The sequence below is a fragment of the Rhodococcus sp. G6(2025) genome (genome assembly GCF_058628105.1).
Genome location: NZ_CP179750.1, coordinates 4,001,089 through 4,025,548, shown reverse-complemented (window position 1 = coordinate 4,025,548; position 24,460 = coordinate 4,001,089). Strand labels below are relative to the sequence as shown.

Annotated in this window: 15 protein-coding genes and 11 pseudogenes; 17 read left to right on the top strand and 9 right to left on the bottom strand. The window is 66.5% G+C overall.

The annotated features are described in order from the left end of the window. Positions 1 to 90: 90 nt before the first annotated feature. A pseudogene (locus ACLIVD_RS18575) lies at positions 91 to 318 on the top strand (putative PEP-binding protein); the annotation flags it as partial. Between the two features lie 250 nt (positions 319 to 568). Then, positions 569 to 748 (top strand): annotated as a pseudogene (locus tag ACLIVD_RS18570) (PfkB family carbohydrate kinase); the annotation flags it as partial. A gap of 257 nt (positions 749 to 1,005) precedes the next feature. On the opposite strand, the gene ACLIVD_RS18565 reads toward ACLIVD_RS18570, so the two are convergent. From ACLIVD_RS18565 to ACLIVD_RS18545, 5 genes are all read right to left on the bottom strand, one after another. After that, positions 1,006 to 1,581 carry a GNAT family N-acetyltransferase gene (locus ACLIVD_RS18565; RefSeq protein ID WP_283332427.1) on the bottom strand — a complete coding sequence of 192 codons (576 nt, stop codon included), beginning with the start codon at positions 1,579 to 1,581 and terminating at the stop codon, positions 1,006 to 1,008. Positions 1,582 to 1,652: 71 nt separating this feature from the next. Beyond that, complete coding sequence (locus tag ACLIVD_RS18560; protein ID WP_283332426.1) at positions 1,653 to 2,534, bottom strand: universal stress protein; 882 nt, start codon at positions 2,532 to 2,534, stop codon at positions 1,653 to 1,655. A gap of 122 nt (positions 2,535 to 2,656) precedes the next feature. After that, positions 2,657 to 4,387: a GAF domain-containing sensor histidine kinase gene (locus ACLIVD_RS18555; RefSeq protein WP_491930402.1), complete on the bottom strand. Its 1,731-nt coding sequence runs from the start codon at positions 4,385 to 4,387 to the stop codon at positions 2,657 to 2,659. Between the two features lie 60 nt (positions 4,388 to 4,447). Further along, on the bottom strand, positions 4,448 to 5,095 hold the full coding sequence (locus ACLIVD_RS18550; protein WP_477956886.1) for a response regulator transcription factor: 648 nt from the start codon (positions 5,093 to 5,095) through the stop codon (positions 4,448 to 4,450). A gap of 98 nt (positions 5,096 to 5,193) precedes the next feature. Further along, positions 5,194 to 5,664 carry a hypothetical protein gene (locus ACLIVD_RS18545; RefSeq protein ID WP_491930401.1) on the bottom strand — a complete coding sequence of 157 codons (471 nt, stop codon included), beginning with the start codon at positions 5,662 to 5,664 and terminating at the stop codon, positions 5,194 to 5,196. A 142-nt stretch (positions 5,665 to 5,806) separates the two neighbouring features. Here ACLIVD_RS18545 and ACLIVD_RS18540 point away from each other — a divergent pair. Then, positions 5,807 to 6,177 (top strand): annotated as a pseudogene (locus ACLIVD_RS18540) (hypothetical protein). Positions 6,178 to 6,215: 38 nt separating this feature from the next. Here the strand turns inward: ACLIVD_RS18540 and otsB are convergent. The 3 genes and pseudogenes from otsB to ACLIVD_RS18525 all read right to left on the bottom strand — a co-directional run. After that, positions 6,216 to 9,922 (bottom strand): annotated as a pseudogene (gene otsB / locus ACLIVD_RS18535) (trehalose-phosphatase). A 90-nt stretch (positions 9,923 to 10,012) separates the two neighbouring features. Then, positions 10,013 to 10,546 (bottom strand): flavodoxin family protein, encoded by a 534-nt coding sequence (locus ACLIVD_RS18530; RefSeq protein WP_280783212.1) that lies wholly within the window; start codon positions 10,544 to 10,546, stop codon positions 10,013 to 10,015. 372 nt (positions 10,547 to 10,918) lie between these two features. Continuing rightward, positions 10,919 to 11,548 (bottom strand): annotated as a pseudogene (locus tag ACLIVD_RS18525) (serine hydrolase domain-containing protein); the annotation flags it as partial. 174 nt (positions 11,549 to 11,722) lie between these two features. On the opposite strand from ACLIVD_RS18525, the gene ACLIVD_RS18520 reads away from it, so the two are divergent. The 7 genes and pseudogenes from ACLIVD_RS18520 (at position 11,723) to ACLIVD_RS18490 (ending at position 17,305) form a co-directional block, all read left to right on the top strand. Next, a complete protein-coding gene (locus tag ACLIVD_RS18520; RefSeq protein WP_164063258.1) occupies positions 11,723 to 11,977 on the top strand; it encodes an SHOCT domain-containing protein in 255 nt (84 codons plus the stop codon). Between the two features lie 202 nt (positions 11,978 to 12,179). Continuing rightward, positions 12,180 to 13,601, top strand: coding sequence for a wax ester/triacylglycerol synthase domain-containing protein (locus ACLIVD_RS18515; RefSeq protein WP_283332422.1), 1,422 nt, complete (start codon positions 12,180 to 12,182; stop codon positions 13,599 to 13,601). A gap of 121 nt (positions 13,602 to 13,722) precedes the next feature. After that, a pseudogene (locus tag ACLIVD_RS18510) lies at positions 13,723 to 13,893 on the top strand (dsRBD fold-containing protein); the annotation flags it as partial. Between the two features lie 33 nt (positions 13,894 to 13,926). After that, positions 13,927 to 15,076: pseudogene (locus tag ACLIVD_RS18505) on the top strand (4Fe-4S dicluster domain-containing protein). Between the two features lie 208 nt (positions 15,077 to 15,284). After that, positions 15,285 to 15,566, top strand: a pseudogene (locus ACLIVD_RS18500) (NADH-quinone oxidoreductase subunit B family protein); the annotation flags it as partial. Then, positions 15,550 to 16,841 (top strand): annotated as a pseudogene (locus ACLIVD_RS18495) (Ni/Fe hydrogenase subunit alpha). The pseudogenes ACLIVD_RS18500 and ACLIVD_RS18495, both read left to right, overlap by 17 nt. Further along, on the top strand, positions 16,838 to 17,305 hold the full coding sequence (locus tag ACLIVD_RS18490; RefSeq protein WP_491930400.1) for a hydrogenase maturation protease: 468 nt from the start codon (positions 16,838 to 16,840) through the stop codon (positions 17,303 to 17,305). The pseudogene ACLIVD_RS18495 and the gene ACLIVD_RS18490 overlap by 4 nt, the downstream one beginning before the upstream one ends. A 25-nt stretch (positions 17,306 to 17,330) precedes the next feature. Here ACLIVD_RS18490 and ACLIVD_RS18485 read toward each other — a convergent pair whose 3' ends face one another. Next, positions 17,331 to 18,320 carry an Acg family FMN-binding oxidoreductase gene (locus tag ACLIVD_RS18485; RefSeq protein ID WP_491930399.1) on the bottom strand — a complete coding sequence of 330 codons (990 nt, stop codon included), beginning with the start codon at positions 18,318 to 18,320 and terminating at the stop codon, positions 17,331 to 17,333. Positions 18,321 to 18,476: 156 nt separating this feature from the next. On the opposite strand from ACLIVD_RS18485, the pseudogene ACLIVD_RS18480 reads away from it, so the two are divergent. From ACLIVD_RS18480 to ACLIVD_RS18450, 7 genes and pseudogenes are all read left to right on the top strand, one after another. Continuing rightward, positions 18,477 to 18,920, top strand: a pseudogene (locus tag ACLIVD_RS18480) (universal stress protein); the annotation flags it as partial. A 10-nt stretch (positions 18,921 to 18,930) separates the two neighbouring features. Continuing rightward, positions 18,931 to 19,371 (top strand): universal stress protein, encoded by a 441-nt coding sequence (locus ACLIVD_RS18475; protein ID WP_418341810.1) that lies wholly within the window; start codon positions 18,931 to 18,933, stop codon positions 19,369 to 19,371. Positions 19,372 to 19,475: 104 nt separating this feature from the next. Further along, positions 19,476 to 20,492, top strand: coding sequence for an Acg family FMN-binding oxidoreductase (locus ACLIVD_RS18470; RefSeq protein WP_491930398.1), 1,017 nt, complete (start codon positions 19,476 to 19,478; stop codon positions 20,490 to 20,492). Positions 20,493 to 20,558: 66 nt separating this feature from the next. Then, positions 20,559 to 20,783 (top strand): annotated as a pseudogene (locus ACLIVD_RS18465) (universal stress protein); the annotation flags it as partial. Positions 20,784 to 20,848: 65 nt separating this feature from the next. Beyond that, positions 20,849 to 21,448 (top strand): Rv1733c family protein, encoded by a 600-nt coding sequence (locus ACLIVD_RS18460; RefSeq protein WP_491930397.1) that lies wholly within the window; start codon positions 20,849 to 20,851, stop codon positions 21,446 to 21,448. 61 nt (positions 21,449 to 21,509) lie between these two features. After that, positions 21,510 to 22,937: a wax ester/triacylglycerol synthase family O-acyltransferase gene (locus tag ACLIVD_RS18455; protein WP_491930396.1), complete on the top strand. Its 1,428-nt coding sequence runs from the start codon at positions 21,510 to 21,512 to the stop codon at positions 22,935 to 22,937. After that, entirely contained in the window at positions 22,934 to 24,244 is a 1,311-nt protein-coding gene (locus ACLIVD_RS18450) for a wax ester/triacylglycerol synthase domain-containing protein (protein WP_491930395.1), read from the top strand. Before ACLIVD_RS18455 ends, ACLIVD_RS18450 begins: the two co-directional genes overlap by 4 nt. Positions 24,245 to 24,460 lie beyond the last annotated feature (216 nt).

Sequence of the window (24,460 nt, the reverse complement as noted above, 5' to 3'; positions counted from 1 at the left end):
CAGGTCCTTCCCACCGCACTGGAACCGAAGGGCTCCCGGGGCCGGGACACCACTTCGACACGGCGGGGTACCGCTTCAGCGTGGTCGTGCAGCTTCGGTACTGGCGGCCTCACTCAGCTCGTTCTCGGAGTCGATCGGGATTCCGAGATCTGCCGGGATCTGTTCGACACCATGGACCCCGCCGTGCTCGACGCCATCGACGTCATCATCGAGCGTGCCACCCGCGCGGGCCTCACCACCTCCCTGTGCGGGCAGGCGGTGTCGACCAATCCCGCTCTCGCGGAACATCTCGTACGTAACGGCATCACGTCGGTGTCCGGGTCTGCAGTACCGATTCGTCCTGCCGGGACCGACAGTGACCGCGAGGGAACAGATGGCCTGTCTCGACCTCGTCACCGAGGTCGCGTCAGGGGCCGACTACGTGGCCAGCAGGTGGCGGACGTCGTAGGCGAGCTCGGTGCGCGAGTGATCGTGGATACTTCCGGTCCGGCCCTGAGACAGCTTCGGGGGCGGGGTCTTTCTCGTCAAACCCAGCATTCGCGAACTTCGGGACTGGACGGGGCGGGAGTTGTTTGTGATCGACGACCAGGTGGCTGCGGCTCGGGAGGTCATCGACCGGGGGGTCTGTGAGGTCGTGGTCCTCTCCCTCGGTGCCGAAGGCGCCCTGCTGGTCACGCGGGACCGCGACGAGTATTTCCCGTCGGTCGAAGTCCCCGTGGTCAGCGGTGTCGGAGCGGGCGACAGCATGGTCGCCGGTGTGGTGGGTGGCCTGGCGTGCGGTCGGTCGTTGAGCGACTCGGTACGGCGTCGCGGCGGGGGCGGCGATGCTGCAGGCACCCGGCACCGCCCTGTGCTGGCGAGCCGACGTCGAGCGGTTCTACGCCCTGCTCACCGACGGATCCGCTGCCGGCACCACCGTCGGATAGTCACGCGTGTGCCACACGACCATCGGCAGTCACAGTGTCGGTGCCACCGGGACCGGGACGGTGCACGGTGACGGTTCGCTCATCGGGTTCCTCCTCGGCGGTCCCCATCCGCCGACGTTCGCAAATCTGATCTCGCTGCGTCGAGCAGGATCCTGCGTTCCGCGGCCGCGATGTTGTGGCGGGTCGTGGCGGCGACGTCCGGTGCCCACCCCCGGTCTCGGATCACCTCGAGCATCAAGGTGTTCTGCGCCAGCACCTCCGCCGTCATCCTGTCGATGCCGTGCGCCCGCGCTGCGTCGACGAGCCGCGTCAACAGCATCGTTCCGATTCCGTGCGATTGGTACTCGTGATCGACCACCAGCGCGAATTCGACCAACGGAGAGTCGTTTTCCGACTGGTCGGCCGGGCTCACGTAGTTCGCGACTCCGACCAGGATGCCGCCGATGAAGGCACCCAGTGCGCAACGCCCGGGGTCTTGCCGGCACAGTGACTCGGCCAGATCCTCGAGATGCTTCGGACGGGCTCCGAAGAACCTCAGGTAGGCGTCGTGCTGGTCCATCCGCTCGTGCAGATCCTGCACGTCGGTTCTGTCGGTGGGGCGAAGGGAGCGCACGACGACGCCCGTGGTGACCGCGTGTGGCCTCCGAGCCTTCATTCACCGTCACCTCCGTCGTCGGCCGTCGGAATTCATTCAAGCCTCCATGACCCCCTTCGGACAGTGACTCCCTACCGAACGATGAGGAGCGGGCAGCGCACCGAGTGCATCAGGGCGCGGCTCGTGGATCCCAACAGCATGCTGGTGAATCCGCCGCGTCCGCGACTACCGACGACGAGAAGTCGTGCGTTGTCGGCTTGTTCGCGAAGATTGCGTACCGGTCGGTCCATGACGACCATCGTCCGAACCTTGACGTCGGGGAAATCCTCGGCCCGGCCGGCGAGACTCTCCGACAGGAGGGCCGTTTCCTGGGTGACGATCTTCTTCCACCCGGAAACGCTACCGCCCGCGTAGTGCACGGGGAGGTCGACGTCGGACCAGGCGTGAACGGCCGTGAGTTCGCACTGCCGCAGATCGGCCTCCTCGAAGGCCACCGAGATGGCGGGCTCGCTGTGTGCCGACCCGTCCACGCCCACGACGACGGGGCCCTCGAGTCGGGTGACGTCGGAATCGGGTAGGCCGCGGATGACCGCGACCGGGCACGGTGCGTGGGTGGCGACCGCGGCGCTGACCGATCCCACGAAGCCGCGCTCGACGATTCCCTGCCGGTTCGAGCCGACGACGACCATCGCTGCGGATTTCGACCTTTCGAGGAGTTCCCCGGCCGGCGTTCCGGTGCAGAGCGTGGTGTGAATGTCGAGGGAATGCCTGGGAACCGTTCGGGCGGCGATCTCCGCTGCGGCAGCCAGCCGGTTCTTCCCGTTGCGTTCCTCGTCGTCGAAGAAGCTCTCCGGCATGCCGATCGGGACACCGTAGGCGCCGGGGACGAACGTGGTCGCGATCAGCGACAGCGGGGAGTTCCGCAACGCCGCCTCCTGTGCGGCCCACGCAACCGCCTGGAGCGATGACGGTGACCCATCGGTTCCGACAACGATCGGGCGGCGCGCGGTCATGGTCTTCTCCTCGAGGAAGCGCGCGGCAGAAGTTGCCGCTACCTCTCATCGTGACGGTGCGCCCGTCGGCCGCGTAGGGGAGAAGGTCCCCACCTTCGTGGGCGGGGCGAGCCGATCCCGGCTCACGGCAGCGGAGCCGACCACCGGAGAGTGGTTCCGCCACCGAGGGTTGTGTCGATGGTGAAGTGCCCGTTCACTTCCCGCGCCCGGGCAGCCAGGTTTTCCAACCCACTGGTGACGACGTTCTCCACGAAACCTTTGCCGTCGTCCGCGACCTCGATGGCGAGATCGTCGTAGACGGAGATGCTGACCGTGACCGTGTCGGCTCCTGCATGCCGTACCGCGTTGCTCAACGCCTCACGCAGGACAGCCTCGGCGTGTTCGGCGAGCCCGGCGTCGATGACGGACAGTGGCCCGGACATGTGCACCGTCGTGCGTAACCCGGAATCCGCGGTGGTCTCGGCGACGATTTCGTGCAGCCGCCGTCGGAACTGGGTCATACCACCCGAACCGCCGTGAAGGTCGAAAATGGCGGTACGGATATCACGCACGATGTCGTGAAGGTCGTCGATCGACTGTTCGAGTCGCTCCTTGACGATCGGAGCCTTCGCCCTCTGCAAGGTGCTCTGCATTGACAGGCCGACCGCGAAGAGTCGCTGGATGACGTGGTCGTGGAGGTCCCGCGCGATCCGATCGCGATCGGACAGGACATCGAGCTCACGCATTCGGCGTTGACTGTTGGCGAGCTGCAGCGCGACCGCCGCCTGATCTGCGAACCCCGACATCAACGCCAATTGGTCGTCCGTGAACGGCGACGCGTCGACGTGACGGAGCGTCACCAGAACCCCTGCCACCGATTGCGCGGCGCGCAGGGGCAGCGCCAGCGCCGGGCCGAACCGGGTTCCGGTCTCGAACCCAGGATCGAAGGCCAGCGCGGTGACCCGAAGCGGTGTCCGCTCGCGGAATGCCTCACCGGAAGTGGATTTCTCGATCGGGATCGTCCGGCCGATGATGCGATCCGACACCGTGCCGGCCGACGCCGTGACCACGAGTTCGGTGACCTCGTCCGACGGGATGTCGGGATCGTCCGGCACCGCGAGGAAAGCACTGTCGGCGCCGGTGAGGTCAAGCGCGTCGTCGGCGATCACCCGCAGCACTTCCGCCGTCTCGCTGCCCGCGAGTAGTTCGGTCGCTATCTCACGTGTCGCCTCGAGCCAGGCTTGCCTCGTCCGGGACTCCTCGTACAGGCGGGCGTTCTCGATCGCGATCCCGGCGGCGGCCGCGAGCGCGCGGAGAAGCACCTCGTCGTCCTCGGTGAACTGTGCACCGTTCGCCTTCTCCGTCAGATAGAGATTCCCGAACACCTCGTCCCGGATCTGAATGGGAACTCCCAGAAACGTTTTCATCGGCGGGTGCTCGGCCGGGAATCCCACCGATGCAGAGTGATGAGACAGGTCCTCCAGCCGGACCGGCTTCGGATTGGTGATGAGAAAACCGAGGACCCCGCGACCACGGGGCAGGTCGCCGATACGCTCGCGTGTCTCCTCGTCGATGCCCTCGAAGACGAACTCACTCAAGCCCCCACCCGGGCCGAGCACCCCCAGCGCGCCGTAGCGGGCATCCACCAGATTGATCGCGGCATGGACGATGGTGCGAAGCGTGTCGTCGAGGTCGAGTCCTGACGTGACCGCGAGCATCGCCTCGAGCAGCCCGTCGACGTGATCTCGGGCATCGACGATCTGCGCGATGCGTTCCTGCACCTCGGTCAGGAGCTCACGGAGCCGCAGCTCGGACAGGCTACCGAGTAGCGGACCCCGGTCGCGCTCATCCGGTTGACGGGTCACGAGACGCATTCTCCCACGTAGTGGCGTTGCCGCATGACGGAACCGCTACTGGGCTCAGGGCTTCGCCCGTCAGGTGTCGGACGGTCTCGACGGCATCTTCGTGGCAAGTACCGCTGCCTGAGTCCTGCGCTCCACCCCCAGTTTGGTCAGCAGCCTGGACACGTAATTCTTGACGGTTTTCTCGGCAAGGAACATCCGCGCAGCAATCTGACGGTTCGTCAGCCCCTCACCGAGCAGGGCGAGGAGTGTCCGTTCCTGATTGGTCAGATGGCCGAAGATTCCTTCCTTCTCACTGGCGTTCGCGCGGACCTTCACCATCAGAGCAGCGGCGGCGCGACTGTCGAGGAGCGACTTGCCGGCCCCGACGTCGTGGACCGCCTGGGTCAGTTCCATACCCCGGATGTCCTTTACGACGTATCCACTGGCCCCGGCGAGAATCGCGTCGAGCATCGCCTGGTCGTCCGTGAACGAAGTGAGGATGAGGCAATGCAATTCCGGCATCAGTGAGTGCAGTTCGCGGCACAGTTCGATTCCATTGCCGTCGGGGAGTCTTACGTCGAGGACTGCAACGTCCGGTTTCAGTGCGGGCACTCGTGCCATCGCCTGAGAGTAGGAGGCGGCTTCACCGACGACGGTCAGGTCGGGGTCGGCGGTGAGGAGGTCCGCGATTCCGCGCCGGACGACCTCGTGATCGTCCACGAGAAAGACGTTGATCATGCGGCAACCTCCAGTCTTGCTGTGTGATCGCTCCGGAGAATCAGACTACGCCGAGATCAGCAGGCATCCGAAGCGTCCCACTCGAGGGCCTCCGGCGGTTATCGAGCAGCTGGACGAACCTGGCTCGCCCCATGCCGGCGTGGCCGGTGGGGCATCAACATCGCCGCCGCCAGACCGACGGTGGCGATGAGTGTCGCGGCAGCGCCGACTCCGACGAGGGGGGTTGCGAGCCAGGCGCCGAGCAGGATGACCAGGCCTGCGGCCGCTGCCCCTGACACCACTGAGAGCGCGAAGCCGGCGGGATGCACGTACAGAAACTCCTCAGGTTCGTCGTCTCGGCGGTGACGATCGTCGCGCGGCGATGCGGTGGCGTGGCCTTCGAACATGATGTTCCTCGTTCCCTCGCCGACGGGTGGTTCCGATGTCGTGCGCCGGCTCTTCCACAACGGTGCGATAACGGCGCGCTCGATTTCAGGGCCGAAAGTCACTCTTCTCGGGATTTCGCGGGAGAACGGCGCGGCAATTGTGGTTCTCGGCCACTCTTCCGAGGCCGGTCCGGCCCCGGTCATCCCTGCCAATGACCTTGGGCCCTAGCCGCTCACCTCGTGCGCGCAAGGCTCGAAAACAGCAGGACGGTCCGAGGAGGCTGTGAGGATCCTTGATCAGGCACTGCCCTGGTGGCGCCTGGCGCCCTGGAGCCGAAATCCCCTCATGCGTGCCACGGACCGATGCGACTCCGTCGTCGCGGCCGTCCTGATCACATTCATCCTGATCGTGGTTCCGTTCGGTGGACGGCACCGGACGGCACCCTGCGCTCGACCGCCGTGGAAACCAGACCCGGCACGCACAGCGTCGACACGGTCACCGTAGGGGTGGACACGCAACGTCGTCGCCGAGCCCCGTTCTCGAGTGCAGAACGCGGCGATCGCCGTGAGCGCGGCACTGTCGGTCTGGGCGGCCGCGGCGGTCGGCTCCCTCCTGCTGTACCGGGGGTGCGCTGGACGAACGGCCGACGCCGGATGCGCCAGTGGGATCGAGAGTGGAACGATCGCGGCCGCACACCCGGATGGCCGGTCAGCTGACCGTGGGAGGCGCCGGTCGTGGAGAGCGCCGACGGTGGCTACCCCAGACTGACCGTGCACCCCGGTTCCAGTCGGACCACCTGGTCACGACACGAGATCTCTCGATCGCGCGTCGATTTCCGGCGCCCGCACTGACCTGAACGCGGCGACCGCTGATGGTCAGCCACAACTGATGTCCGCGATAGACGATCGGGAATTCGAGCGCACCGAGCGTTTTCGGCCATTCTGGGCTGAAAACGAGGCGATCACCACGAGTTTCAAGTCCCGTGAAGCAGCGCTGAAGCAGGTCGATACTCCCCGCCATGGCTGCCAAATGGATTCCCTCGGAGGTCGTAACTCCCTGGATGTCAGTGATGTCGGATGCAAGCACCCTGTCGAAGAACTCCACGGCCTTGTCGCGATTGGCGCGGGCCAGCACCCAGGAATGCACCACCGCGCTGAGTGTGGAACCGTGCGAGGTCCGGGCGATGTAGTAGTCGATGGTGCGCGGTATCGCCTCCGGTTCGAGCTGATATCCGAGTCGTTCGAACAGATCACGCAGTTCGTCGGCCGACAGCAGATAGAACAGCATCAACACGTCGGCCTGCTTCGATGCCCGGTACCGGTTGACGTCGTCCCCCTCCGCCTCGAGGATGCGGTCGAGCCGTTGAATGTCGGTGTACCGCTCCCGGTAGCCGGCCCAGTCCAGTTCCGCCAGCGCCTCGTAGCCCTCGAACTGACTGATGACCCGATCGTGGAAGGGAACGAACATGCGGCGGCTCACGTCCGCCCACCGGGCCATCTCGCCCACGTCCAAGCTCAGGGAGTCGACGAGATCGGACCGGTCCGGGGCCGGAATCACATCGAGCGCCTCTCTCGCCCGGAGGATCACCCACACGGCCATGACGTTGGTATACGCGTTGTTGTCGACTCCCTCGTGCGGAGCCTCGGGGTAGCCGGAATGAAACTCGTCCGGTCCCATGACCTCGCGGATCGTGTAGCGCCCCCGGGGCGCCTCGTAGGAGGCGAGGCCTGCGAAGAATCGGGCGATCTCCACCAGCATCTCGGCGCCGAAATCACTGAGAAACTCGAGGTCCCCGGTGACCTGGTAGTAGTGCCACACGTTGTAGGCGATCGCGATGCCGATGTGGTGTTGGCGCCAACTCGGGTCTGGGAGCCAACGACCGGACCGCGGGTTGAGATGCAGTTGCTGGCTTTCCTCCCGGCCGTCGCTGCCCGACTGCCACGGGAACATCGCGCCGCGATATCCGGCCGCCCGCGCGGCCCGGCGGGCCTCCGGCAAACGACGGTACCGGTAGCGCAGCAACGACCGGGTCAAGGTGGGCACCCGCAGATTCAGGCACCGGACTCTCGGTGTGTGCGGATGTGGTAGTCGCCACCTCCGTGTCAGTGCTGGCCGCCGGACCGGGAAGACGAACAACTCGTCCCAGAAGACGTGGCCCCGATACGCCTCACCGTGCAACCCCCGGGCGGGCACACCGACGTCGAGGTCGGCGGTGTTCGGCGACACCGTCTGCAGGAGTTGCATCTGATGGAGCCGGGCGATGCGCAGACCGTCCCGGTAGTCGCCGAGGGTGATCCCGATACGGTCCCACAGGTGCTCCCAGGCCAGCACGTGACCGTCCAGCACTTCCTCGAACCCGCCGATCGACGGCACCCAGCGGGCCGCTTCGTCGGCCGGCTCGGACAATGCGTGATCGCGCCCCGTGAACACCGTCACCATCTTCTCGAACGTCACGGATTCACCCTCGGTGAGGTCGACCGTGATGTCGTGGCCGATGCGGCCGTCGCGATTGTGCAGACGGTAGGTGCACTCACGGTGTCGGTCGCGGGGCAACAGCGTGGTTCGTGCCGCCATGGCCACCGGTATGCGCGATTGAGTGGTCTGCATCGCCAGCAGGACGGAGTCCGCCGACAGCGGGCCCGAATGGAGTAGTACGAGATGATCGGCGGCGAGATCCCGGTACCGCTCGACGAGGGTGTTGCGAACCGCACCATTTAACGCCGAACGCAATTCGACCGAGCCGGACCAGTTCTCGGCGATGATCGTCGTCTGCAGCGCGCACACGTGGGGGAGGTGCATGGCGACGAATCGCCGCTGGATGACCGACGTCGTTCGCCCGGTCTCGTCGCGGTACCGGAACTGGCGGGTGAGTACGGCGCGACGCAGATTGAGGTACTGGCGGTACTCGAGCAGGTCGACGGCGTCGACGTCGAACCACGGCCCGCCCTCGATACGAAAGGTCGTCGTCAGCCAGTTCGGCGCGTTCACCATGCTTTCGTTCACGATCTCCATCCCGGCCCGCTCGTCGCGCAAGCGGTTGTACACACCCGCGAGATACGTGCCCGGGTAGTGGACCGGGCCGGCGGTTGCTTCGGGTGCGCACCCGCGAGTGGCGAAGTAGCCGTTCCCCAGAGTGCAGACGGCCTCCCGTAGCTTCTCGGTCGGGGGTTCATAGCCGTCGAAGAACAGCATCCATGCATCGGCCGCAGACGCGGTCTCGGGGTCGCGGCCGAGACGATCCGCCAGCCGCTGCAGCAGTACGCGGACCTGAACTGGATCGGTCACGGCGAAGCGTGCCGCAGACCGTCGATCCCCGACCTCACTGCTGCGGACGACGATCCCCACCCCGTTCGCCGTCACGGCGTCGAATGCGTCCTCGTCGGTGAAGTCGTCGCCGACGTAGATCGGCAGTAGGGATCTCGCGTCGTGGATGTGCTCGAGGACCCAGTTCAGTGCGCGTCCCTTGTCCCAATCGACGTCGGGACGGAGTTCGACGACCTTGCGACCCCCGGTGACTCTGAGCCGGACCTCCCCGGACGTGGCGACATCGTGGACCGTGGCAACGACCTCGTCTATCCGATCGGCGGCAACGTTGCGATAGTGCACGGCGACGGTGTACTTCTTGGGCTCGATCAACACGCCCGGCACGCCACGGAGGCGGTCGGTGAGGGCGCGGGTGGCGTGATGCAGCACCGGTACCGCGGCGAGAGCGTCGGGATTCTGGTAGTACTGCCCCTGCGGTCCGGCCAATTCGAACCCGTGGCTGCCCGCATACCAGATCTCCGCCATACCGACCCGTGTCTGCACGTCCGCGGGGTCGCGTCCGCTGATCACGGCCACCGGACACTTGCGTGTCAATCGGGCCAACTCGGCGGCCACACCGTCGACCAGGACGGCCTTCGCAGGATCGGACACGATATTCGCGAGGGTGCCGTCGAAGTCGAGAAACACTGCGGGCCTGCGGACACGGAGGACGGCGGGGAGTTCGTGCCGAGAGGTCAGAGCGTCCGGAATTTCGGATAGCCGGAGATCGCCTGCACGGAACGGGATCTCGGAGGGGTCGACGACGACGATATCTGCTCCGCATCTTCTCAAGTCGTCGGCGCGGTGGTCGTGACCGACCCCGATGACGAGTGCGAAGCCGCCACGCGTGGCCGCGGCAGCCGTTTCTCCGGAGGCCGTGACGACCACCGCACCGCCCGGGCGCGCCCCCAGCCGGTCGGCGGCGTCGACCGGTGAGGCGCCGTCGACCCGTACGGGAAACACGTCGGCGATTCTCGCGGCGTCGAGCACCGGTCGAACGTCGCGATCGGTCGAGAAGACCGCCGTCGCCACCCCGAGACTCTGCAACTGACGGACGAGTGCTCTCGTGGTGTCGGCCCGCGCGGACTCGGCCATCACGACGTCGAGGTCGAAGAGCACCGCATCGTGCCGTCGCAGATCGATCGCAGCGTGTGACATGGGCTCAGCCCCCGGGTGGTGGACGCATGTCAACTGCTTTCCGAACTGCCGCGACGTCGGTATGCCCAGATTACGTCGGAAGCACGATGATCAGGCGCGACCGGAAGTGACCTGCTGGGCGAGTGTCCGACCCCACTGCTCGGCGCGTGTCTCCTCACCTTCCTCGAGCCGCGATTCCTTGTCGACGAGGAAACTCTCGGATTCGGCGACGAGATCGAACCCGTGCCGGCGTAGCTTTCGGCCGATACCCTTCGATGCTCGTCCGGTCAGGAGGGCAGGGCCGTCGGCGCGAGTGTCGAACGCCACCGCCTTCCCGTGGGTCGGGGGGAGCCCGTCGAGCCATTCGCGGAGGCCCTCGCTTTCCGCGTCAGGTTCCAGTGCCACAGTGCTGTCGGGTTTGTGCGCTGTCACGGCGGCTCCGTGGCGGGTCGACTCGCGACTCATCCCGTGGACATGCGTCGGGCCGCCGACCATCACGAGATCGTAGCCGGACAAGTCTTCGTCACCGGCTCGGGCGACCGGGACTGCTGTGACGGTTCCCGTGGACTCGAGACCTCGGGCGATCGCCTCTGCGACGTGCCGGGTATTTCCGAACATCGATTCGTAGACCACGAGTGCTCGCATGTCGACTCCTTCTGCGGTTGGTGGGCTCGATCCCGGCGCTCGGTGCCCGAGCATGTTCTAGCCGACGGTTCTCGTCGATGGGTGTGCACCGGACATCACACGCGCCCACCAGTCCGCCAGTGGGCTCGGGTCGGGCCAGTCGATTCGGTCGTCTGGTGTCCGGCGCTGGTGAGCGCGTGTGTCTCGGTGTCGACTGATCTTCCGGTCGACGATGGTGCCGTGGGGATTCATGACGAACTCCGGGGTGTCGTGTCACTTCGGATTCAACCAACGATGTCGTCCACCGAGTAGGGTCAACCGTCACTTTCCGGACTGTGCCAGGCGGCCAAGCGTCGAGCCTGCCGCATTGCAGCCAGATGACCTACGCCCCTGGCCCCTCCGGCATGCCGCGTGTGCGATGTTTCGCAGCACGGGCAGGCACGATAGGGCGAAGGACACGGTCTCCCAGGGGCACCCCGAAGGGAGTGATGCGCGGGAAGGACTTCGCGATGCGGTGACGTTCCTCCGCGGGAACCTGAAACCAGAACTCCCGGATTCCGAGGGGTTCGGCGATCTCGGCGCGGACGAGGTCGGTGAACGACGAGCCGGTCGCCCGAGTGGTGAGTTCCGCGACCAGTGATCCGAACGTGACGGCGTGATAGCCCGGCATGACGGCTCAGCGACGATCCGGCGCCGCGGATGCGAGTGCGCCGACGACGCTGTCGTGATCGAACAGCGCCGAGGGTCCCGGTGCCAGTCCGCGCACGCGGCGCAGACCGGCCTGGTGCGTCAACAGCTCCCGCACCGTCACCAACTCCTTGCCGGCACTCGCGAACTCGGGCCAATACGTGGCGACGGGCGTCGTAGTCGATCAGTCCGCGGTCCACCAGCCCGGTGGAGCACCGTGCTCGCAACTCCCTTGCCCGTGGAGAAGGACACCGACACGGTGTCGGATTGCCAGCGGGTGTCGCGCGCGGCCCATCCCGACCAGATGTCGACCACGGGCTCACCGTGCAGGTACGCCACCGCCATCGCTTGTATACAACGCCGGATACGGCGCGCTGATTCCGCCGGAGCGAAACCACCGGAAACGGCCGAAAGACCCTGTGAACCACCCCTCGCACGGTTGGACACTGGTAGTACGGCGGGCCGACCCGGACACACACCGCCGAACAGACCGTAGGAGGCCGCCCCGTGATGTACGACGATGATTTCGGCGGTTGGGGGTATGCACTGATGTTCACCGGTATGGCGCTTTTCTGGGGGCTGCTGATCGTGGGGATCATCCTGCTGATCCGTTATGTGAGTCACCCGTTCCCGGCACCGCCCGGTGGGTCGCCGCCGCTTCGCAGTGCTGAGGCGGTCCTTGCCGAGCGGTTCGCGCGCGGCGAGATCGACGAGCAGGAATACCGGAGTCGCCTGACCATTCTGCGCGCCGGGACGACACCCTGACACGAGCGCACGGCGAAGGAGGTGACCGTGATGGATGCGATGCAGATGTTCCACATGTTCATGATGTGGCTGCACAGCACGGGTGTTCTGCCACCCATGCCCATGATGCCGATGTGACCCGTGGCCGCCGGGAACCCCAAGGGACCGGGCCCCGGCGGGACACACCGAAGACGACCGACCGCAGACCCAATCGACGAGCGAGTTGACCGACGTGAGCACGACGAATCAGCGCTACATGACCCAGACGGACTTCATGTCGTGGCGGATGGAGCAGGACCCGATCCTCCGGTCGACCATCGTGGCGGTCGCGCTGCTCGACCGCAGTCCGGATCAGAGCCGATTCGTCGACATGATGCGCAGGGCGGTCGACCTGGTTCCCCTCTTCCGGCGGACGGCGATCGAGGCTCCGATGGGCTTTGCGCCGCCGAGGTGGGCGGACGATCACGATTTCGATCTCAGCTGGCACCTGCGCCGCTACACCCTCCCCGAACCACGAACATGGGACGGGGTTCTCGACTTCGCCCGGACCGCCGAGATGACCGCCTTCGACAAGCGCCGTCCGCTGTGGGAGTTCACCGTTCTCGACGGACTCCACGACGGCAGGTCCGCCCTCGTGATGAAGGTGCATCACTCTCTCACCGACGGTGTCAGTGGAATGCAGATTGCCCGGGAGATCGTGGATTTCACCCGCGACGGCGGGCCGCGGCCGGACCGGACCGACCATCGGACGGCCGCGCCGAACGGTGAATCGCCCACTCCGCCGGGCCGCCTCTCCTGGTACCGGAACACGGCCGCCGACGTGGCCCGCCGGGCATCGAACGCGCTGGGCCGCAACAGTGTTCGACTGGTCCGGACTCCGAGGGCCACCTGGCGCGATGCAGCCGCACTAGCCGGCTCCACACTGCGCCTCACGCGTCCCGTGGTGTCCACGCTGTCCCCGGTGATGTCGAAACGCAGCACGCGGCGTCACTGTGCGGTGCTCGACGTGCCGGTGGAGGCGCTCGCTCAGGCGGCCGCGGCGGGTGCCGGTTCGATCAACGACGCGTTTCTGGCTGCTGTCCTGCTGGGAATGGCGAAGTACCACCGACTGCACGGCGCCGAGATCAGCGAACTGCGGATGACGCTGCCGATCAGCCTGCGTGCCGAGACGGACCAGGTGGGAGGCAACCGCATCACCCTGGCACGTTTTGCACTACCCACCGACATCGACGACCCCGCCGAGTTGATGCGCCGGGTGCACGCCACGGTGGATGCCTGGCGCCACGAGTCCGCGATTCCGCTGTCACCGACGATCGCCGGCGCCTTGAACCTGCTTCCGGCCTCGACACTCGGAAACATGCTCAAACACGTCGACTTCGTCGCCTCGAACGTCGTCGGATCGCCGGTGCCACTGTTCGTCGCCGGGTCGGAGATTCTGCACTACTACGCGTTCAGCCCCACACTCGGATCGGCGTTCAACGTCACCTTGATGTCCTACACCTCACGATGCTGTGTCGGGATCAACGCCGACGCCGATGCCGTCCCGGATCTCGCCGCCTTGACCGATTCGATAGCCGACGGGTTTCGCGCCGTCCTCGGGCTGTGCGCGAAGACAACCGATACGAGGGTGGTCGTGGCCTCGTGATCGCGGCACACCCCATACCCGAGAACCACATCGAGGGCGCGACACCGCGTCCACACCGAACGGAGGCCGATGAACATGAACGAGAAGAAGTGGTCCGTGGAGATCCCGCGATACCCACACCCTCGTCGGGGTCGGGCTCGCCCGCCGGAATCCCGCGGACACCGAGATCCCCGAGATCGGGGACGAACTGGCCACGGCACGTGCGTTGGCCGACCTGGCCCACCAATTGATCGAGCTCACCGCGTCCGACGTAGAAGCGGCCACGCACAGCCGCGTTCACCTCACCGAGTGACCGGACCCGCCGGTAAGGCAAAGGAGTGAGCGCATGGATGGGCAATCGACCGTGCACACCGATGCGAGTGTTCTGAATCGCCGCGGCCTCGACCAACTGATCGAGGCCCTCCGCGCCCGCGGCTATTGCGTTGTCGGTCCCACCGTCGAGGACTCGGCCATCGTTCTCGCCGAACTCGAATCCGGCGCGCAGCTACCGTCCGGCTGGGGTCGGGCCCGGGACGTATCGGCTGCGTCGGCGGGACGACGCCGCGGTCTTCGGCCACTCGGCCGGCCCGCAGTCGTGGAAACGCTTCCTCCATCCGCCACGACAGCAGCAGTGGTCCGTCGACCGGGACGGTGCCTTCATCGCACCGGCACCCGACGAGCGGCCCTACGCATTCGTGGGGGTTCGAGGCTGTGATCTCGCGGCGATCGCGGTCCTGCGCCGGGTGCTGTGCCCGGACCCTGATTCCGACAGCACCACCGCCCGCAGGTTCCGGCACCTGTTCATCGTGGCCGCCCACTGCACCGAACCCGGAGGTGTGTGTTTCTGTGCCTCGATGGGGACCGGAACGGCGGCCGGCCCGGGATACGACCTGGCACTGACCGAGCGCATCGACGACAACGGTCACCGCTTCGTCGTCGAGGCCGGCACCGAATCCGGTGCCGCCGTCCTCGCCGAGGTCGACCACCACACCGCCGCGACCGCAGAGGTCGACGAGGCCCGGAACGCCGTGAGCACCGCAGCCGGCCGGATGGGACGGGCAATGCCCGAGGTGGATCTTCGTGCACTGCTCCGCGACGCGCGCGGAGCCGACGTCTGGGAGGACGTTGCCAGCCGGTGCCTGACCTGCGGAAACTGTGCGATGGTATGCCCTACTTGTTTCTGCACCACCAGTGAGGACGTCACCGATCTGACCGGCGAGCACGCCGAGCGCTGGCAGCATTGGTCGTCGTGTTTCGAACCCGATTTCAGCCACGTCCACGGCGGGAACATCCGGACGTCAGGGGAGAGCCGGTACCGGCAGTGGATGTCCCACAAACTCGGCACGTGGTTCGACCAGTTCGGCAGCTCCGGGTGCGTGGGATGCGGACGGTGCATCGACTGGTGCCCAGTCGGTATCGACATCACCGAAGAGGCCGCACGGCTCGTCCAGCTCATGCCGGCGTATCGGCCGGAGGACGACCGGGAGCAACGGTGAACGCCGACGAAGCGCCGCTGCCCCCCTGCCCCCTGCCCTCGGCCACAGGCACCGGCTGCGGCTCGCAGAACTCAGCACCCCGGTTCGATTCGCCGCGGGGGAATTCGTCTTCCGCGAGAACGAACCGGCGACCCGGTGCTGGCTGCTCGGCACCGGAAGTGTCGTCCTGACCACGCTGGTACCCGGCCGCGGCACCGTCGCACTCGAAACCTGCACCGAGTGCAAGCGGCGCGGACTGACGTGTGTGATGGTCGCCGACGGAACACCGTGCCTCGGCCCGGTGACCCACTCCGGGTGCGGCGCGCTGTGTCCGTCGGTCGCCCGCGGGTGCTACGGCTGCTTCGGTCCCACCACCGACCCGAATCTCGCCGCGATGAGCGGGTGGCTGCGCACGTGCGGGATGAACGAGGACGCCATAGGCCGCATCTTCGCCACGTTCAACGTGGCGGCGTACGGATCGGAAGGGCACGACCGTGGCGCCCCGGAATAGGGAACTGACCGTGCGCGCCCTCGCCCGGGTCGAGGGTGAGGGCCGGGTCGACGTGACCGTGCGCGAGGGGAGAGCCGAACGCGTCGAACTCAACATCTACGAGCCGCCCCGTTTCTTCGAGTCCTTTCTCCGTGGCCGACACTTCCTCGAACCCCCGGACATCACCTCGCGTATCTGCGGTATCTGCCCGGTCGCCTACCAGGTGAGCGCATGCAATGCCATCGAGCAGGCATGCGAACTCGAACTCGACGACGCGGTGAGGGATCTGCGGCGACTCTGTACTGCGGCGAGTGGATTGCCAGTCACGTGCTGCACATCTACTTCCTGCACGCACCCGACTTTCTGGGGCTCCCGGATTCGATTGCCCTCGCCCGGCGCGATCGGGAGGCCGTCGAGCGGGGCGTGTCGTTGAAGAAGGCCGGAAACGCGATCCTCGATGTGATCGGTGGCAGACCGATCCACCCGGTCAACGTCCGAATCGGCGGGTTCCACCGGATGCCGACCACAGCCGAACTGATTCCCCTGTCCGACGAACTGTGCACGGCACTCGATCACGCCGTGGCAACCGTCCGATGGGTGTCGTCCTTCGACTTCCCCGACGTCGAACTCGACCACGACCTCCTCGCACTTCACGACGACTCCAGCTACGCGATCGACGACGGCGAGATCTGGTCGTCGACCGGATTACGTTGCACCGCTGACGGATTCCCGAAGCACGTGGTCGAGCGTCAGGTCCCGCACTCGACCGCGCTCCACGCCGAGCTCGACGGCCGCCGGTACCTCACCGGACCACTGGCTCGATACTCACTCAAGTCGTCGCAGCTTGCCGGAGTGTCGGCGCAGACCGCCGCCGATGCCGGGCTGGGCGCGCAGTGCCGGAACCCGTACCGCAGCATCGTCGTCCGCGCCGTCGAGGTCGTCTACGCCGTCGAGGAAGCGTTGCGGATCATCGACCGATACGAGCGGCCTGCGGAGCCCTTCACCGCCGGGCCACCGATACGCACGGTCGGGCACGGGGTCAGCGAGGCACCCCGTGGACTGCTGTATCACCGATACGAGTTCGATCCCACCGGATCGATCCGCGCCGCCATCATCATTCCTCCGACCTCGCAGAATCAGGCTGCCATCGAACACGATCTACGGCGCGCGGTGGACGGAAATCTCATACTGGCCGATGACGATCTGACAACGCTGTGCGAACGAACCATCCGCAACTACGATCCGTGCATCTCCTGCGCCACCCACTTTCTGACCCTCACGCTCGACCGCAGATGACCGTCGTGGTGATCGGGCTGGGGAACGATCTCCGCCGCGACGACGGGATCGGCCCGATCGTTGCGCGGCAGGTCGCGGACCACGTCGCCCCGGACGTGTGCGTGTCGGTATCCGATGGGGACCCGGGCACTCTGCTCGAAGCGTGGACCGGTGCGCAGCTGGCCGTCATCGTGGACGCCGTCGTATGCGACCCGCCGCGACCCGGCGCCGTGTATCGGCTCACTCCGGACGAGCTCGGCGACGTTCGGGCGGGGACGTTCAGCACGCACGGAATCCCGCTCGACCACACCATTCAGCTCGGCGCCGTACTCAATCGGCTGCCCCGCAGAATGATCGTCCTGGCTGTGGAGGTCGCTGATCTGGGCGGTGGCCGCGGGCTTTCACCCGCGGTGGGCCGAGCTGTCGACACGGCGGTGTCGGCGGTGCTGTCGGAGATCAGTGAGCCCTCCGACCGAATGTCCTGACCGTGCGCAGGTGTCGCCGGAATCGTCAACGAGCGGAGTGGCGGCGGCCGATCGAGAACACCGACTCGACGGGGCGTCGCGGAGTCTGCCGTGGCGGAGACTTCTTCTCAGTCGTGCCTACCCGAATCAGGGCCTGCGGGAAGCCGCGGTCGGGGAGTAGTTCGCGGATCATCTCCCGGCTCTGCCGTAGTTCGGTCGTGTGCGTCAGCGGGCAGGTCGCGAGACCGCCGACGGTAGCCTCCAACAGCACCGCGGACAGGGCCTCACCAGCCCTGAGCCACGCATCGCGGCTGTCGGTGTCGGTGCTCAGCACGAGAACCGTCGAGCGGTCGATCTCCGCGGCCGCGTTGTTGTCGCGGCCTGCGGGAAAGCGGCGCCCGATGTCGACGCGGTCACGGTTCTCCGCGGTCGCGAGCGAATCTGCGGGTATTCCACCCTGAGGAATCGAATGACCGGCCCACCAGTGGAGCTCGGCCTGGTACGCGGAATCGTATTTCCGTGCCGCCGCAGTCAACTCCGTCGCCTTCGCAAGGGTCGGACGAGCATCCTGTCCCAGCCGTGTCAGGTGGACGTCCATGCCCCGCGCCATGTCGGTCAATGCCGTGGGCAACGGGGTCTTCACGCTGATCGGGCCGAATGGCCTGCGGTCGGAATACCGGTGCCGGATCGCCGCGAGCAGATCGAAGTCGTGCGACTGAGGCCGGGCGTCGTGGCGGAACCGAATCGTCGCCAGGTGCCCCGAGTGCGGACCCTCCGGGACGCGCCGAATGTCGACGGACCATTTGAGCCCTGTCAATGCCGTCTGGAGATGATTCAGCGCCGCACCACAACTGACGACCAACTGTCGGCCCGACGGGTCCGTCGAGGCCAGAAGCCGCCCACGTTCGGTGTAGAGGTCGAGCTGGCCGTCGGCGTACGTCCACTGCCACGGTTGACTGTTGTGTACCGACGGTGCCCGGCAGGCGAGGTCCACGGCAATGCGAACGACGTTCTCGTCGGGAATGGTGCTGTCCACGATCGCCTCCTGGTGAATCGCACTCCGCCCTGACGTGGGTCGGACAGTCGGTGCGTCCACCTCAGTGTTCGCCTATCCGTGGCCCGAGGTTAGGGCCGATGGTCACTGGCGGAGACCTGTCGACGATTCGGGCCGGAAGACCCTACTGACAGGGATGTGCCCGCTGCAAACCTGGGAAGACGTCCGGCGCTATCGCCATCCGCATGGTGTGCACGCGGTGAGTCGACCGTGACCGACGCGGGGACACCTTCTCTCGCCCCGGTTGTCGTCGGAGTCGACGACTCGGCGGCAGCGAGAGCCTCTGCACACTGGGCCGCCGCGGTTGCGGAGAGGCAGGGAACAACGCTGCACCTGGTTCACGTGCTTCCCCCACACCCGGTCTTCTACACAGAACCGCGGCCCCTGCCGTCGGAAGACGAGGACCACATCGCAGGGGAAACGTTCCTGGCCGATGCGGTGCGCAGCATCAGAGCCGACCGGAGTGCCCTCGCCGTGGAGTGTTTCCTACCGGCCGGATCGACGGCGCCCTGCGCCCTGTTGCCGTTGGCGGACTCGGCGTCCATGGTGGTGATCGGGTCGACGGCACGAGGCCCGGTGGAAGGATATTTGAATGCGACGGCGTTGCGACTCGCCCATCACTCCCGGTGCCGGGTCGTGGTGCGGCCCGAAACCGAGAACGCACCGGATGAGGTCGCGGCCCGTCAACGGGAGCGTTGCGGTTCTGGCGGAAAGTCTCGCGGGACTGGCCGAACGATACCCCGACGTCGCCGTGCGAGAGATTGTCGAGTCCGGTGGAGTTGGCGAAGTATTGCTCCGCTGGTGTGTGGACGCGCAGCTTCTCGTCGCCGGAAGCCACGGGCACGGCGCGCTCGGCCGTGCGGTCCTCGGGTCGACGAGTCGGGACATGCTGCACCGGGCTCGGTGTCCGGTCATGATCAGCAAGGTTCACTGTGACACCGACACGGTCCCTGATCAGGTCGTGGAGTTCGGCGACCGCTACACCGCAAATGTGCCGGTCAGATGGTGCAACCTTCCTCGGCGGCGTCGATGACCAACGGCCCTAGAGTCACCGAGCTGCGAGCACAACACTCGAAGCCAGTACAACTCAGGAGACACGATGATCGGCGGAGCACCCACCACATTCACGGACGCACTGTGAACACGCGAGAACTGCCCGTGGTACCCGACCGACGTACGGTCGAGTCAGCTGTGGCGCTGGCGTGTCGCGCGCCGTCACTGCACAACAGCCAACCGTGGCGTTGGGTGATGGGCACTGCCCTGCGGTTGTACAGCGATCCCGACCGGCTGCTACCCGCCACCGATGGCTTCGGTCGTCAGATGGTGATCTCCTGCGGTGCGGCCTTGAATCACCTCGAGTACGCCTTCGCGGCGAATCGCTGGCGTCCTGTGATCGAACGGCTGCCGCGTTCCTCCGACCGGCAACTTCTGTCGACGATCGGCTTCGTCCCGGCTCCGACACCGACAGATTTCGTCGCCCGAATGGCGGCGGCGATCGAACGAAGGCGAACCGAACGACTGCCACTGGACGCACCGCCCGCGTGGACGGAGACACTCGAACAGCTGGTGCGAATCATTGCAGGAACAGGCGTCGAACTCGAAGACCTCGGCGAGCGAAGCCGTCCCGCACTCGAGGACGCATCACGCCGGATGACCGGTTTACGGCACGACGACCCCACCTACCAAGCCGAACTGCGGTGGTGGTCGGGGCGCGGACTGTTCCCCGACGGTGTGCCGGAACAGGCGCGCCCGTCCGACTCGCAGCAGCACTCGGTGCACCTCTCACGAGAGTTTCCGCCCGGCCGCGCGAGCACACCCGACGGCAGCTCGTCGGAAGACCGCGCCGCGATCCTCCTGCTCTCCACATCCACGGATTCGAGACTTGATTGGCTACGGAGCGGCGAAGCACTCTCCGCCGTTCTGCTCGCCTGCACGGACCGCGGACTCGCCACCTGCCCCGTCACCCATCTGACCGAACGCGCCGCGACACGGACAATGCTGCGGGAGCTGTCTTCCGGGGACGGGATGCCGCAGGTTCTGATCAGGGTGGGAGCGGGCACCGGGGTGGGGGAACCGTCGCCCACACCCAGACGCCCCTTATCGGAAGTCCTGGTTCGAGAACGGCCGGCGCCGGGAAACCTGTCCGGTGAGTAGGGGAGGGCTGCCACCCCTGGCAACACGACGAGTGTCAACCCAACGATGCGACGCAGATCGATGACCCGATGGTGTGAACGGTTCCCCGACGTCCCGGTGCGACAGACCCTCGTTCGAGACCGACCCGTTCGCCACCTCCTCGAAATGGCCGACGAAGCCCAGATGATCGTCATCGGCAGCCGCGGGCGGGGCGGCTTCCCCGGTATGACGCTCGGCTCGACCAGCGCAGCATTGGTGCACATCACGCCGTGTCCACTCCTGATCGCCGCACCGATCCGACCAGGGCGATGACCTTGGGCCCTACATCCGTACCTGTTCCAGAGTGACACTCGAAGGAGCAATCGCAGGAGGTCGTCATGATCGGGGAACCGACACTGGTAGCGCGGATGTGGCGATTGGGGCCGTGGAGCGGGAACCGATTGATGCGGGGAAGCTGTCGCCTCGAATCCTCGGTCTTTCTCCTCGTCGTCTCCCTGGTGCTGATCTTGGTTCCCCTCGCCGCAGCCTTCGGAACCGCGACTCACACACGCCTCGACGACCAATCCCGCGCCGACCGCGAAAACCGGCATCAGATCGCGGCAGTGCTCCTCGAGGACGCAACTGTGAACCTCGCGGATACCACCCCGGCAACGGGTGCCACCGGGCAGGCACCCGCCCGGTGGGCAGTGGATGGGACCACACACACCGGTCAGGTACAGACCGCGCCGGAAGCGAAAGCGGGACACACGATCAGCATCTGGATCGACCCGGCCGGCAAGATCGTGGCCGCACCGAAGACAGGCACCGAGAACGCGTTCGAGGTCGTGGGCGCCGCACTCGCATTGTGGACCATGGGTGCGACGATCTGTCTCACGATGATGATCGGAATTCGCTGGGCAGGAACGAGATACCGGATGTCGCAGTGGGACCGCGAGTGGAGGAACCTCGGAAAGGCGCCAGGGTGGCCGGTCAGCTGACGCCCGTTCGTGTCGAACGCAGGAAGACGATGACGATTTCCGAAGGGTGAGGCCAGAGCCAGTGGACGACAACTTGAGCTTCCTGGACGCGGGTTTCCTCGAGACGGAGGACTCCGACCCGCACGCGAGCCTGACGATCGGGGCCCTCGCCATCATGGAGGGTCCGGTTCCCGGGCAAAACGAATTTCGGGACACGGTCGCCGCACGTTTCGCGACGCTCCCGCACGCCCGAGACAGGGTTCACACGGTCCCACTCGACTTCAGCGCACCCTCCTGGTCACCGGATCCGCATTTCGACCTCGGCCATCATCTGCGGAGGGTCGCCGTCCCGGAACCAGGGGAGGAGGAGTTCCTGTTCGGTTTCGTCGCCCGGGTCATGGCGCACCGACTCGACCGTGACCGCCCCCTGTGGGAATGCTGGGTCGTCGAAGGCCTCACCGACGACCGCTGGGCCATACTGACCAAGATTCATCACTGCATGGCGGACGGGATCACCGGAACCAAACTGTTCGAGGCCATGTGCGACGAAGTCGTTGCCGAAACGTCGAGGACCGCAGAGCCCGACACCGACGCCGAGCCGGTGCCGACCGTCGGTACACGCCTCGGGAGCGTCGAGAGCATGGTCCGCTCGACGATCGAGTTCCTGTCCCCGGTGCGGCAACTCCGGCTCGTCTCGGCGGCACTGGCGATTCCACGTCGGCTGACGGCCGCCGGTATCGGCGTCGCAACCGGCCTCACCCACCTGCTGTCCGAGATACTGACCTCATCCACGGATACTTCGCTGATCGGACCGATCGGGCGCCAGCGCCGCTACTGCGCCGCGCGAGTCAGGATGCATGACGTTCGCGAAATCTGCGCCACGTACCAGGTCACCGTGAACGACGTCGCACTCGCGGCGATCACCACCGGACTACGGCAGCTGCTCCTGAAACGGGGCGAGCGTCCCGAACCCCACACGGTCCGCACGCTCGTTCCCGTGTCCGTCCGCTCCGCAACCGAGGAACATGCGATCCACAATCAGGTCTCGCTCATGCTGCCCTTTCTGCCAGTCGACATCGAAGACCCGGTCGAGCAGTTGGTCGCCGTCCACGAACGGCTCACGACGCACAAGGCGAGCAAGGAAGCGGAAGGGGGCAAGGCGTTCACCGCGGTGGCCCAGTACGGGCCGTTCATGCCCATGGCCTGGGCCGTTCGACTCGCCACCCGGTTTCCTCAGCACAGTGTCGTCGCCGTCGCAACCAACGTCCCCGGACCCAAGGCCACACGACACGTGATGGGCCGCACGATCCTGGAGATCTTTCCGTACGTGCCGATCGCGCTGCGGCTGCGGATCGGGATCGCGATCCTCAGCTACAGCGACCATCTCGCCTTCGGTCTCACCGGGGACTACGACACCACACCGGACCTCACCGACCTCTCCGACTCCATAGAACGTGGTGTCCTGACTCTCCTCGCCTCGTCGCGCGCGGCTGACGCAGCCTTCGAATGACCTCCGGCGACCGTCGCGAGCAACTCGGCTCGGGCGACCTGATCACGCTCGTCTCGGACGTCGGACCGGTACCCATGAACGTCGGCGCGATACTTGTCGTTGCCGGTGAAAGTGACGTGGATGCGGCGACCGTCGAGGCCACGTTCACACGACGGCTCACCAGCATTCGGCGCCTGCAACAGCGCCTGGCCACGCCACGGCGGGGCCTGGGACGGCCGTACTGGGTCGACGACTCCGATTTCGACGTCCGCGCCCATCTGGCCCGAGTCCGGTGCCCGAGTCCGGGGGACCGTGACGCTGCGCTGGCAATCGCGGTGGACGCGGTGACCCGGCCGCTGCCCCGGTCACGACCATTGTGGCGGGCGGTCGTCGTCACCGGTCTCATCGACGATCACACCGGTCTGGTACTGGTGCTGCATCACGTCGTGGCCGACGGGATCGGTGGTCTCGCCGTGCTCACGCGCCTGGTCGACGGCGCGGACCCGGCTGAGCCGGCCGACGATACCGCGGCACCGCCTCGGGGCCGGTTCGTCGACGGCGTTTGCGAACGGTGCCGCACGCTGCGCCGAGTTCCGCGCAGGATTGCTCGTATACGAGGCGGCTGGGCCGAACTCGGTCGTGGTCGCGGCGGGTGGGCTCCGCGGTGTTCCCTGAACACTGCCACCGGTCCCCGTCGCAGGGTAGTGACCGTCGACGTCGGTCTCGACGGTGTCCGGGCAGCGGGGCGGAGGTCGGGTGCCACCGTCAACGATGTTCTGTTGGTCGCCGTCACTGGGGCATTGGCCGAACTCCTACGTGAGCGGAAGGAGTTTCCCCAGGAGTTGGTGGTTTCGGTCCCCGTCTCGGCCCGGAGTGCGACAACCAGTGGGCACCTGGGGAACCAGGTCGGCGTGATGCCCGTCCGCGTACCGCTGGAAGGAAGCTTCGAGGAACGGCTCGCCGCTGTTTCGCGCGTCACCCGCGCCCGGAAGATGCGGACCCGAGGCACATCCTCGACGCTGATCGGACCACTTTTCCGGATTCTGGCCGCCGTGCGGTTGTTTCGGTGGTTCGTCGATCGTCAGCGACTCGTCAACTCGTTCCTGACGAACCTCCCGGGTCCCCCTGGGCAACTCGTCATCGCCGGTGCACCGATCACGGGCATCACCCCGATTACCGTCACCGCGGGGAATGTCGGCGTCGCGTTCGCGGCATTGTCCTATGCGGGCACGCTGACAGTAACGATCATCGTCGACCCCGACGTCGTACCCGAGGTCCGCGAGCTCGCCGCGGCTCTGCACGAGCAATTCCGGGCCGCCATCGAGTGACGAGCTGGGTCGCGACTCAGAGAGACTCTGCCTCGTCACGAATCAGGCGCAGTACCGGCCCGCCCATCGCCTTGCCGAACGGGCCCACCACCGTCCAATACCCGCGGAAGCTCCGCCGTGCCTTGTCGTCCGTGCCGTGTACGCGCACCTCGGTGACCAGGACAGACGTGTGGGCGTCGTACGTGAGAACTGTGAAACCCCAAGCGCCGATGCCAT